The 11,858-nt window shown below is 32.6% G+C and carries 10 protein-coding genes; 3 read left to right on the top strand and 7 right to left on the bottom strand.

All coding sequences use genetic code 11. The annotated features are described in order from the left end of the window. Positions 1-193 precede the first annotated feature (193 nt). Positions 194-1,390 carry a M28 family peptidase gene (locus ACIQ2J_RS09035; protein ID WP_396168809.1) on the bottom strand — a complete coding sequence of 399 codons (1,197 nt, stop codon included), beginning with the start codon at positions 1,388-1,390 and terminating at the stop codon, positions 194-196. A gap of 252 nt (positions 1,391-1,642) precedes the next feature. Here ACIQ2J_RS09035 and ACIQ2J_RS09030 point away from each other — a divergent pair, with 252 nt between their 5' ends. Next, complete coding sequence (locus ACIQ2J_RS09030; protein ID WP_396168807.1) at positions 1,643-2,269, top strand: hypothetical protein; 627 nt, start codon at positions 1,643-1,645, stop codon at positions 2,267-2,269. Between the two features lie 63 nt (positions 2,270-2,332). On the opposite strand, the gene ACIQ2J_RS09025 is transcribed toward ACIQ2J_RS09030, so the two are convergent. The 5 genes from ACIQ2J_RS09025 to ACIQ2J_RS09005 form a co-directional block, all read right to left on the bottom strand. After that, the gene (locus ACIQ2J_RS09025; RefSeq protein WP_396168804.1) at positions 2,333-3,799 is read right to left on the bottom strand and encodes a lipopolysaccharide biosynthesis protein; all 1,467 of its coding nucleotides are present in this window, start codon (positions 3,797-3,799) and stop codon (positions 2,333-2,335) included. A gap of 1 nt (position 3,800) precedes the next feature. Then, the gene (locus ACIQ2J_RS09020; protein WP_396168802.1) at positions 3,801-5,138 is read right to left on the bottom strand and encodes a glycosyltransferase family 4 protein; all 1,338 of its coding nucleotides are present in this window, start codon (positions 5,136-5,138) and stop codon (positions 3,801-3,803) included. Positions 5,139-5,148: 10 nt separating this feature from the next. Further along, on the bottom strand, positions 5,149-5,313 hold the full coding sequence (locus ACIQ2J_RS09015) for a hypothetical protein (RefSeq protein WP_396168799.1): 165 nt from the start codon (positions 5,311-5,313) through the stop codon (positions 5,149-5,151). A 43-nt stretch (positions 5,314-5,356) separates the two neighbouring features. Next, positions 5,357-7,807 (bottom strand): YfhO family protein, encoded by a 2,451-nt coding sequence (locus ACIQ2J_RS09010; protein WP_396168796.1) that lies wholly within the window; start codon positions 7,805-7,807, stop codon positions 5,357-5,359. A 107-nt stretch (positions 7,808-7,914) separates the two neighbouring features. Then, entirely contained in the window at positions 7,915-8,166 is a 252-nt protein-coding gene (locus tag ACIQ2J_RS09005; RefSeq protein ID WP_396168791.1) for a DUF4834 domain-containing protein, read from the bottom strand. A gap of 119 nt (positions 8,167-8,285) precedes the next feature. Between ACIQ2J_RS09005 and ACIQ2J_RS09000 the strand changes: the two genes are divergently transcribed. Both ACIQ2J_RS09000 and ACIQ2J_RS08995 read left to right on the top strand, forming a co-directional pair. Continuing rightward, positions 8,286-9,257: a transporter gene (locus tag ACIQ2J_RS09000; RefSeq protein WP_396168787.1), complete on the top strand. Its 972-nt coding sequence runs from the start codon at positions 8,286-8,288 to the stop codon at positions 9,255-9,257. A 9-nt stretch (positions 9,258-9,266) separates the two neighbouring features. Beyond that, complete coding sequence (locus ACIQ2J_RS08995) at positions 9,267-10,385, top strand: GTP cyclohydrolase (RefSeq protein WP_396168785.1); 1,119 nt, start codon at positions 9,267-9,269, stop codon at positions 10,383-10,385. A gap of 20 nt (positions 10,386-10,405) precedes the next feature. Here ACIQ2J_RS08995 and ACIQ2J_RS08990 read toward each other — a convergent pair whose 3' ends face one another. After that, positions 10,406-11,746, bottom strand: a complete 1,341-nt coding sequence (locus ACIQ2J_RS08990) for a GH1 family beta-glucosidase (protein ID WP_396168783.1) — start codon at positions 11,744-11,746, stop codon at positions 10,406-10,408. Between the last annotated feature and the right edge of the window lie 112 nt (positions 11,747-11,858).

The raw sequence follows: 11,858 nt of genomic DNA, 5'->3' as shown, positions 1-11,858 counted from the left end.
TTGGGCATTTTAGCAATCCATTTTCCTGCTTTTCGTTTCAATCTCGCCAAAAAAAGGCGAGGATTTACACTGCAATCAGGGCTAAAAAGGCTTTGTCTTTTTTAAATTATCAGTTTCAAAACAAGTCTATTTTCAATTTATTTTTTGATAAAAAAAGTAAGAATATATGCTTTACAGCCTTTTTCCAATAAAATTATTCAATAACCACTTTCTTAGTTATTCGTTGACTTCCGGCTTGCAAAACACCTAAATACAATCCTTTTGCCAAACCAGAAATTGGAATCGATTCAATCAATTTAGCATTTTCAATTGGAAGGGTTAAAACCGTTTTTCCATTAATATCAATCAATGAAAAAGTATAATTAGTTGCTATTATAGAACCTAAGTTAATATTTAAAGTATCCTTCGCAGGATTGGGAAAGAAACTTACATTGAAATCTTTAACGGCTTCTTCAGTTGTCAAAGAAGCAGTACTCGCAACAGCAAAATGCATCGTAGCTCCAATAGTTGCTTTAGCCACATTATAATTATAAATTGGATCCATATTTATCAATAAATCCGTAGGCGTATGTTTATGAGTAGTTTCATTTTTCTCGAAAAAACCAGTGATAATGTCACTGTTACTCTGAAATGACATATAATCAGAAGCGTAAGCTTGCGCTAAAAAGGTATTTAACGGAGAATATAATCCTACACAGGCAATCAATTGATTAGTAAAAGCAGAAGATAAGGCATTATTGGCAGTTGGTAAACTTAAATCGCGTTCACAAGTGATGGTATTATTAACTAATCCAGCAACACCACCTACTTCATCTAAATTAAAAACCAATCGGATATTCATTTTAGGAGAAGTCGCATTGACAACATTTGCCACAAAATCTTGACTTCCTTTTAAGCCGTCTTCCTCCCCACTAAAATTGATGAATTTTATAGAATATTCGGTAGGAATATTTTGTAATAATCGAGCTACTTCCAAAATAGATACCACACCACTACCGTTATCATTAGTTCCTGTACCAGAAATAGAATCGTAATGACCACAAACAATTAAAAAAGTATTCTGATAGGTTGTTCCAACTTTGGTCACTACAAGATTCTTACAAGCCGCAGCCGATCCTGAGTAAGTATATGAATATTCTTGTAATTGTGAAGTAGTATATCCATAACTCAAATATTTATTCTTTAACCAATCTAAAGTATTTTGCAATGCAACGGTGCCTCTACGCTTCACTCCTAAGGCTTCATATTGAGTCAAATTAGTAGTAATATTAGTTTGCGAACATTGGTTTACCACATCGGCATAGGCTTGAATAAACGATTGACTGAAAGAATTAGTTACGCTAAATAAAGTAAAAACTAAAAATAATAGGTTTCTTTTTGTGAAATTCATAACAAGATGAGTAGATTGTTTGGGTATCGACACCAAAAATAATAAAATAAAATAAACTTCCTACTATATTTTTATCCAATTTAAGCAAATAATAAATTGCTTGTCAAATAGTTAATTTTCATTAACAAATCGTTGACAATTTATTAAAAAGGGTTTGGCACGCAATTTGGAATGTATCAAACATCGGAACAATAATCTGGTCGAAGAAACTGAAAATCGAAAGAGTAAGTAAAAAAATTAATTCTAATTATCATGAAAAAAATTACATTAGTAGTAGCTAGTATTTTACTGTTAGGAAATGTAGCGAAGGCATCAGAATTAAATTTTACTGATGAAGGAACAAGAACAAGATTTAGCTTTGATGAGCCAATCTCATTTACAGAACGAGGCATTGAGTTTTTTGTTTTTCCAAACGGCGACTTTGATTTTAACACTCGTCCAGAAGATTCTCACGGCGATTATAATTATAGATTGGCTGGAAAAAGAACCTCAGCTGCCGAACGAAGAAATAGAAACACTCCAGTAAACTTTGGCGTTTTAATAGAACATGATAGTTTTGGTAGAGTTAGAAGAGTTGGAAACACTTTCATCAATTATGACAACCAAGATAGAGTGAGCCGAATTGGAACCGTATATATGAGATACAACAGATTTGCCTTGACTCAAGTGGGTGGAATGCAAATAGTGTACAACCGAAGAGGTGAAATTGTAGACATGATTGGACAAGTTAAAGGCAGAAGAGCTGGATTTACATACAGCGGTTATGCAACAAACTATCAAAATACAAATCACAATCAGAGTCAAAATCAGTCTTACTATTATAGAACTGACGGAACTAAAGCTCTAGTTGATGAAGATAAAAAAGAAGGTAGAAATTAAAAAAATGGGTTGGTTAGGTTTGTTTAAAAATCCTATGAAGCTGGGAAGCGGATTAGGATTTTTTTACTTTACTTTTAAGCGCAATAAAATCGTCGTGATCACTGAATTTACCTCATCGGATATTTTTAACTTATAATTGCTGTACCCGTAGTAAACGGATATCAATATTGACTTTAACCCGATATTAATAATTGGATGAAAAGGAAATTCCCAAAAGAAGAAAATTATAAAACAAGTCACCAATATACCTAAGGAATAAAGTGTTTTTATTGTAAAAGGATATAAATTCATTTTTTTAACAACATACAATAATTTAATGGTATTGTATATCACAATCGTTATTAAAGTAGCAAATGCAGAACCTTCGATACCATAAAGAGGAATAAAAATTGCATTTAAAACTATCATTAAAACTACAGTAATAATTCCGAACAATAAAACCGTTCTGTAGTATTTTGTATTGACAATAATCGAATTATTATTTCCTAATAAAACATCATAAAACTTGCACAATCCAATCATAAAAACAACCCAAATTCCACCACTATATTCATCGGGAATTATTCTATATAACTCTTTAATATTCAAAAATATAAGCATCATAATAAAGCCTCCAATTACTTGAAGATTTATAGCACTTTTTTTATATAATTCATTCAATTCATCGTGTTTATTTTCAGACATTAATTTAGCCGTAATTGGAGCAACTATTTGATTCATTGCTCTATAAGGCACAATGATTACAGTTGAAATAAAAATTGCAACTGCATATAAAGCATTTTGACTGATGTCTTTATAAAAAGGAATCATTACTTTATCAAAATCAACTAGCATGACTGCTACGCCTCCAGAAACAATAATAAACAATGAATATTGAACAATTTCTTTACTGTTTTCAGGAATTACAAATCTTAAAACTGGCATTTTCACTGAAATAGCATACAGTTTCATAACAACTAACTGGGCAAAATAAGCAACAGCAATACCATAAACACAAGTTGTTTTGTCAATTAAATTAAAATGAACCGAAAACAACAACATCATTACAATCACTCGAATTAGAACCTCACTGATGAAATTTCCAACCACCGAATACATATGAACTTTTACCCAAGCATAGAAAACTTCAAAATAGGCCATAAACAAACCTACAATTGGTATCAACCAAAAAAAAGGTTCCAAACTTGGATTTTCTTTCAACCAACCACTCGATATTGGATCGTAAAAAATATAAAAAATAGCCGTTATAGGTATAATAAAAGCTAAGGGCAAAAACAACATAAACGATAAAAAATCCTCTCGTTCTCTTTCGGTTTTATATTGAGAAAAAAAACGAATTAGGGTATTTTGAGCACCAAAAGCCATCAAAGGCATCATGATATTAGCACCTGAAAGAATGGTTGTTACAATTCCGTAATGCAATTTTCCTAAAAAATTAGTATAAAAAAACAAAGCATTTATAGCGCCTATTCCAAATCCGAAGAAAGTAATTAGAGTGTTTTTTATAGACTGTGATTGAACGATTCCCATGCTAGGAGTTATGAGTTATTAGTTTTGCAAGTTTTTCCGTCAAACTTTTTCTTGAATAGTGTTGTAATCCAACAGGATAAACCTGTAATTTGTTTTCAAAATACAATTCAAAATAAGAACCAATAGTCTTTTTTAAACGTTCTTTTTCATGGTAGGTAAAGAAAACTCCTGTATTGGTAGTTGAAATAATTTCAGCAAAATCAGAATCTTTTGGACCAATGGCAATAATTGGCCGTTCAGAAACCATATATTCAAATAATTTACCCGGAATGATGCTTTTAGTATCCTCTGAATCAATTTCTATTAACAATAATACTTGCGATTTTCTTTGATGTACTATAGCTTCCGAATGCGAAACATATCCCAAATTATTGCAATAAGAATCTAATTGATAGTGTGAAATGCTGTCTAGAATTTCCTGACTTATTTTTCCGATTAATTTCAATTGGAACTGAGCTGCGAATGTTTCATTTTCGGAAACCAATTCCTGCAATACTTCCCATAAAATTTTAGGATTTCTATCGGACAAAAAAGAACCAATGTGCGCCATTGTAAACTTCTCGTCCAAGGTTTGCCTCGGAATATTCTCTACATCATAGCCATTAGTAATCACTTCAATTGGCTTATTGGTAAGTGCTTGAAATTCGGTTTTTGTGGTTTTGCTGGTAACGATAATAGTATCAGCAGTATTGAGGACTTTACTTTCTAAAAATTTATGCTTTTTATTGGCATACGAAGACAACTTCAATGCTTTATGATAACCAATGGTTGTCCAAGGATCGCGAAAATCAGCAAACCATTTCACGCCTAATTCTTCTTTTAATTTTAATCCAATTAAATGCAACGAATGAGGTGGTCCCGATGTTACAATAGTATCAATATTGTTTTCTTGAATGTATTTTTTTAAATAAGTTACAGATGGGTTTACCCAAAATTTACGCGCATCAGGAATGAATAAATTGCCACGAACCCAAAGCATAATTTTCTCAACAAAACTTTGTTTTTTGGCTGCAGGAATAATCCCTGAACTGATTTTTTTGGTTTCTTTTTTTGATAAAAAACCAGCTAATTGATAAGGTTCAAATATTTTATTTTTAAGAATAATTGCTTTATCAGAAACTTCATTTATCAAATCTTCATCAACAATAGGATACGTAGGATTTTCAGGAACATAAACTATAGGTTGAACATTAAAATCGGGCAAATATTTTACAAATTTTAACCATCGTTGCACTCCTGGCCCACCTGCTGGCGGCCAATAGTAGGTTATGATTAGGACTTTTAGCCCCCTAGCCACCGAAGGAGGAATTGGATTAGCGCCATCAATATTTTCTTTCATTAATGACAAATTATTTTAATTTGGAATATTTTTTGGCTGTTTTCAAAAGATAAGAAATTTCAATAATAGCCATGAGTTTTTCAAATCGCTGTTGTGGCGTCATTTTTCGTACCTCTGCAATGTATCGTGCTTCCATTTCAATAGGATGTGCATGATTAAATTTGGTTGGCTTCATATTATTTGAAAATAATAAGTCAAATTTACTAAAATTACTTTAACTATTTTATCTGCTTTTTATTTTCAAAATAAATCCCACCAATTAATAGCAATACCATTCCTAATGAACTAACCAAAGCAATCAAACTTCCTGTTTTTACAACTTGTGGTTCAAATTTGAATTCGATTGTATGACTTCCAGCCGGAATAAGCATCGCTCTTAAAGCATAATCCACTTTGAAATGATTGGTAGCTTTGCCATCAACATAGGCATTCCACCCATTTTTATAATACATTTCAGAAAAAACAGCCAACCCTTCATTTTTGTTGGTTGAGTTGTATTTTAAATCATTAGGTTTATAACTTGTAAGTTTAATTGTTGCAGTGGAGTCTTTTGTGAATTTCTTCAAATCATTTTTAAATAAAGAACCGAACTCATAAGAATTTGAAATTGCAGCATTTTTCGTGTTTAATTTTTCCAACCCTTTCATCTCGGCATCTGCTGAATTAACCATTATTAAATCGGAGACAAACCAAGCATTTCCATTGGCATCTGGATTTAATGTTGGAAACTGTTCTCCTTTATCGTTGGTTTGAATGATGTATTTTACATTCAACATATCAATTACTTCTTTGTTATTTTTAGCAATTTGATAATCAAACAACTCTTGCATAGCTCTAGGTTTAACCGCACTATAGCCGCCAATTGATTTATGAAAAAATGATGCTCGAGCACTCGATAAATTTCCGTCTACTTCCAAGACTCTAAAATGGGTAGTATCTTGAAGAATTTGTAAATCGGTTGGAGTAGCTTCAAAAGGGACATCAACTTCTCTAGCACTAACAAAATTGGTACTGTTTACATACTTTTTATCTACAAAAAATAAATCGGAAACCATAAACAATCCTACTAATACAATAGCTGTTGTTTGTGCTAATTTATTTTTAATGTATAAATAAAGCGCCAAAGCAGCTAGGAAAATAAAAAATCCAGATCGCAATAAATCGGCAGCATACAAGCTTCTTCGGTCCTCTTTCAAGGTATCTAGAAAACCAACAGCAAACGATTTGTCTTGACTTTGACTAAACATTGTTCTCAAGTCGCCGTCCATGGCACCTACAAAATCAAACGAGTTTTTAAATAAGAACAATAAAACAATCAATCCTAAAGTAGTTGCAGCAGCTTTCCACAAACTATTCAATTGCTTTTCTTGGTTTGTAGTAAAAAAGGAATGAAATCCGAGAATTGCTATAATTGGAATACACAATTCCAAAATTACTTGTATGGAGGAAACAGCTCTAAATTTATCATACATTGGAACATATTCGATGAATAAATCCGTAATAATTGAGAAGTTTTTACCCCAAGAAAGCATTAAAGAAACAATTGCAGCAATAAGAAAAACATATTTTATTTTACGTTTATCGTGGTACATTCCTAACACAAACAAGAAGAAAACTACAGCACCAATATAGGCAGGAGCTGCAACACTAGGTTGATCGCCCCAATAGGTACGGGCATAAAATGCTGTAAATTGTTTAGCCTCTGCCTCGGAAGCGCCATATTTTATCATAAAATCATAAACAGAGGAGTCTTCGTTCAATTCTTCTGCGCTTCCGCCTCCAAAAAGTCTTGGAGCAATTAAATTTAAACTCTCTAAAATTCCATAACTGTATTCATTGATGTATTCTTTATCTAAAACTGTAGTGGATGATTTTTTTGTTCCATCAGGTTTCAATTGCAATTCACTTTTTCCTCTTGTACTAAAATCTGAATATTCCTTTGTAGCTAAAAGACTTGCTGCATTTGCCCCAACAGCAAAAAGGATAGCAACAGCAAAAGTTCCTGCCACTTTTAATAGCGGATTGAATTCTTTGTTTTTGATGAATTTAATAGCATAATAAACTCCTAAAGCCAATAGTACAATCAATAAATAATAAGTCATTTGAAAGTGATTGGCATTTATTTCTAAAGCAACCGCAATCATGGTAAGCAAACCACCAACAACGTATTTCTTTTTGAAAACTAAAATCACACCTGCAATAACCCAAGGCATATAGGCTATTGCATGCGCTTTAGCATTATGTCCAACGCCTAAAATAATTACCAAATAGGTGGAAAAACCAAAAGCTAATGCCCCAAAAAAGGCTTTCAATGGATCTATTCTCAAAACCAAAAGCAACCCATAAAATCCCAAAAAGTAAAGAAACAAATAATCGGCTGGTCTTGGTAAAAAACGTAAGGCATCGTCTAAATGACCAATAAAATCATTTGGATATTTAGCGCCCAACTGGTAGGTAGGCATTCCTCCAAAAGCAGAATTGGTCCAATAAGGTTCCGAATGATCTGAAGCTCTAAAGTCATTTTGCTCTTTAGCCATGGCTGTGTATTGAACAATATCTGATTGGTTAATTTTTTTTCCTTGCAATACCGGATAAAAATAAATAAGGGCAATGACTATAAAACCTAAAATGGCTAATAAATGAGGATATAATTTTTGAATTTGCTTCATTTTATGAGGAATGTATATGGTATAATGTATTTTTATATAATGTACTGTTGACTGTTATATTAAGAAATTTAAGTTCAAAATTTTACTTTTAAACTCAAAGGCTAGCTTTATATCTCTTCATAGTCAATATATTCACCTACTTTTTTGGTTTCTTTGGGTTTATCAGGATTAGGTGTACCGTTTGTCGCCTTTTGCTGCTGTTGATTTTGATATTGTTGCTGAAATTGTTCAGTAGCTTTTTCAACCACTTTTTTAGCAATTACGGGCAAAAATAATCGCGCTAAAAACTTTACAACATAAAAAATGGCAATAATCCAAAACAAGGTTTTAACTAGACTCGAAAAATTAGCTTCTTGCATAACATAAAAATTTTTGTCAAAAATACTAAATTACCACATTCAAAATTAGGATTAGCTCTTAAATAAATAATAAATTATAGTACATTTGAATTTCAAAAGCGAATATTTAATTATTTATAATGAGAGTAACCAATTTTATCCTGCTTACAAGCTTATTTTTTATTCAAAATAACTATGGGCAATATACCGATGTAATAAATTCTAACCGTCCTGGAAATTCTATGTCGGCGTTTTCTGTTGGAAAAACAGTAATCCAATTGGAATCAGGCGTTAGTTACATCAAGGAACGGCATAATGTTTTAGATTACAATGCTACCGGTTTTGGAATTGATTTTACTGGAAGGTATGGATTTTACAAAGAACAACTGGAAGCTATTGTCAATTTTAATTACCAAAAAGACACCTATCAAACCCCTTTTTTGGATACCAAAAGAAGCGGTTTAAAAACGACAACTGTTGGATTTAAGTACTTGGCCTTCGACCCTATGAAGAACTATGAAACAAAAATAGACATGTACAGTTGGAAAAAAAACCACAAGTACAATTGGCATCAATTAATACCCGCAGTGGCTGTTTATGCAGGGTTTAATTACAATTCAAGTTCCAATCCTTTTTGGAGAACCACAGAAAAAATGGCTACTTTGGCACCTAAAGCAATGGTAATAACCCAAAACATTCTACCTGGAGCATGGGTTTTTGTTACCAATATTTTTGTAGATCAAGTAAGTTCAGTCAATCAATCCATGGGATATGTAGTAACTTTAACTAAAGGATTTAATGACCAATGGTCGGGGTTTCTTGAAAACAAAGGCATTAAAAGCGATTATTATTCAGATGGAATATTTACCGTGGGAGCCGCTTATTTATTCAATAGCGATATTCAAATTGATGCCTCAATCAGTAGAAATTATAAAGATACACCAAGGTTACTCTATGGAGGAATTGGATTTTCTTGGCGCTATGATACCAATTATGAAGAGGTTATGTTAAGAGCTCCAAAAAAAGATAAAAAGAAAGACAAAAGCACCAAAGGAAAAGATAAAGAAAAAACTAAAAAACGTTTAGACGAAGTTCAAGTCGAAAAACCATAGCCATAGAAAATGATTACAATTAAAGAAGCCAATACGAAAGCGTTATTAAAAGAGTACGTAAAATTTCCGTTTTCATTGTATAAAAACCATGCCTATTGGGTGCCACCATTAATTCAGGAAGAGTTGGATGGATTTGATAAAACTAAAAATCCAGCCTTTGAAAGTGCCGAAGCTTATTTTTATTTGGCTTACAAAAACGACCAAATTGTGGGACGTATTGCCGCCATTATCAATTGGGATGAAGTAAACAACCAACAAAAAAAGAAAGTTCGTTTTGGTTGGTGGGATGTAATTGACAATGTAGAAGTTACTCGAGCATTACTAGAGAAAGTAAGAGAACTTGCACAAAAAAATAATCTAGAATATATAGAAGGCCCAATGGGATTTTCTAATTTAGATAAAGTTGGGGTTCTTACAGAAGGCTTTGATGAAATAGGTTCGATGATTACTTGGTACAACTATCCATATTACAAGGATCATTTAGAGCAATTGGGGTACGTAAAAGAAAAAGAATACCTCGAAAATAAATTCCCATTTGAAAATGTAAAACCCGAGTTTTTCTATAAAGCCCAAGAGTTAATTAAAAAAAGATACCAACTAAAACCTTTAAATTTTACTAAAACAAAAGACATCATGCCTCTTGTGGACAAAATGTTTGATTTGTTTAATAATTCCTATGCCGATTTATCGTCGTTTGTAGCCATAACCGATGTTCAAAAAGAATATTTCAAGAAAAAATACATCAGTTTTATCAATCCCGAATACATCAAATTTGTAGAAGATAAAGACCACAATCTAGTGGCTTTTAGTATTGTAATGCCCAGTTTTGCTGAAGCCTTACAGAAGGCAAAAGGCAAATTATTTCCGTTTGGATTTTATCATTTGCTTAAAGCAAAAAAAGAGTCTAAAGAAGTTTTATTTTATCTAATAGGTGTGGCACCCGAGTACCAAAGCAAAGGAGTTACCGCAATAATTTTTAACGAATACTACAATACTTTTACTGAAAAAGGAATTCTTAATTGTGTTAGAACACCCGAGTTAGAAGACAACCACGCCATTCATCAACTGTGGAAACACTTTGATCCAGTGATTTTTAGACGAAGAAGAACGTATAGGAAAGACATTTAATGGATGTTAGTTAGGATTTTCTATTTATCACCAAGAAAATCCTTATACCACCACCCTGAATTTTTAACCGTTCTTTTCTTCGTTTCATAATCGATATGAATCAAACCAAAACGTTGTTTAAAACCTTCACCCCATTCGAAATTATCGGTAAGTGACCATACAAAATAACCCGAAAGTTTAGCACTTCCTGATTTTGCCTTTAATACTTGTTTCAAATAGGATTTTAAGTAATTAATCCGTTTATCATCTGCCACAACGCCATCAAGAACCTCATCAGGAAAAGAGGCTCCATTTTCGGTAATCATTATTTTTTTTACGCCTTCATAAGCATCGTATTTGGTAATCATTTCGAAAATCGCTTCGGGGTAAACCTCCCAATCCATAGCGGTATAAAATACTTTTCTGGTATCCGCAGGAATTATTTTTGCATTTATAAAGGGCGTAAAAATGGAATAAGCAACTACTTCTCGGGTATAGTTTTGAATCCCAATAAAATCAAAAGTAACTTTCATCAAGGAATCATCATTTGGCATGATGTACTTCTTTACTTTTTTCAAAAAAGGAAGAGCATCTTCGGGATATCCTAATCCAAGTGAAGGCTCAATAAAAAGGCGATTGATTAAGGCATCTACCCGAAACGCTGCTTTTTTATCTCGTATTGAACTCGAATGCGGGGTAACATAAGAACACGAAAAAGTAGTTCCCACTTGTGCTTTTGCATCTATTAATTTAATAGCATTATAACCAATTGCCTGACATAAAACGGCATGGTGCATAGCGGGAATAAAATTCTTTAACCCTTTTTTGCCTGGAGCATGAACACCCAAAAAATATCCGGCTCCAGTAAATACCATAGGCTCGTTGAGCACCATCCAATGGGTAACTTTATCTTTAAAAGCAGTAACACAAACCTTGACATATTCTTCAAACCATGTCAAGACCTCTCTATTTACCCAACCTCCTTTTTTCTCTAATGCCAAAGGAAGATCCCAATGGTATAGGGTAATAAAAGGTTGAATGTCGTTTTCTAAACAATAGTCAATTACTTTATGGTAAAAATCCAATCCTGCTGGATTTACTTCTCCAATTCCGTTGGGTAAAATTCGACTCCAAGACAAGGAAAACCTAAAGTTAGGAATTCCCATTTGCTTGATTAAATCGATATCCGTTTTGTATTGATTATAAAAATCGGCAGCAACATAATGGTTGTCTTTGTTTAGGATTTTATTTTTTTTAGTTACAAATTCATCCCAAATAGACAATCCTTTTCCGAGGTGGTCATGAGCTCCTTCGGTTTGAACAGCCGAAGCAGAAATCCCCCAGATAAAATCTTCTCCGAAATCTTCTTTTTTATAATTCATTATTATTGTTGTCTGATAAAACTAACTATTTGCTTTGTTAAGTCTTATAAATATAGCAAAATTTTAGACTCAACTTAATTTTTAATATATTCTCGCTAAGACACAAAGTCGC

Origin of the sequence: Flavobacterium sp., assembly GCF_044357305.1 — a bacterium.
Taxonomy (GTDB): domain Bacteria; phylum Bacteroidota; class Bacteroidia; order Flavobacteriales; family Flavobacteriaceae; genus Flavobacterium.
Note: the sequence above shows the minus strand (reverse complement) of the source record. Positions and strands in the feature narration are given on the sequence as shown.

Coding starts and splice junctions, on each gene's coding strand:
- ACIQ2J_RS09010 (WP_396168796.1), bottom strand. CDS start 7,807: ATGAAGCAAATTCAAAAATTATATCCTCATTTATTAGCCATTTTAGGT.
- ACIQ2J_RS09000 (WP_396168787.1), top strand. CDS start 8,286: ATGAGAGTAACCAATTTTATCCTGCTTACAAGCTTATTTTTTATTCAA.
- ACIQ2J_RS09030 (WP_396168807.1), top strand. CDS start 1,643: ATGAAAAAAATTACATTAGTAGTAGCTAGTATTTTACTGTTAGGAAAT.
- ACIQ2J_RS09035 (WP_396168809.1), bottom strand. CDS start 1,390: ATGAATTTCACAAAAAGAAACCTATTATTTTTAGTTTTTACTTTATTT.
- ACIQ2J_RS09015 (WP_396168799.1), bottom strand. CDS start 5,313: ATGAAGCCAACCAAATTTAATCATGCACATCCTATTGAAATGGAAGCA.
- ACIQ2J_RS09025 (WP_396168804.1), bottom strand. CDS start 3,799: ATGGGAATCGTTCAATCACAGTCTATAAAAAACACTCTAATTACTTTC.
- ACIQ2J_RS08995 (WP_396168785.1), top strand. CDS start 9,267: ATGATTACAATTAAAGAAGCCAATACGAAAGCGTTATTAAAAGAGTAC.
- ACIQ2J_RS09005 (WP_396168791.1), bottom strand. CDS start 8,166: ATGCAAGAAGCTAATTTTTCGAGTCTAGTTAAAACCTTGTTTTGGATT.
- ACIQ2J_RS09020 (WP_396168802.1), bottom strand. CDS start 5,138: ATGAAAGAAAATATTGATGGCGCTAATCCAATTCCTCCTTCGGTGGCT.
- ACIQ2J_RS08990 (WP_396168783.1), bottom strand. CDS start 11,746: ATGAATTATAAAAAAGAAGATTTCGGAGAAGATTTTATCTGGGGGATT.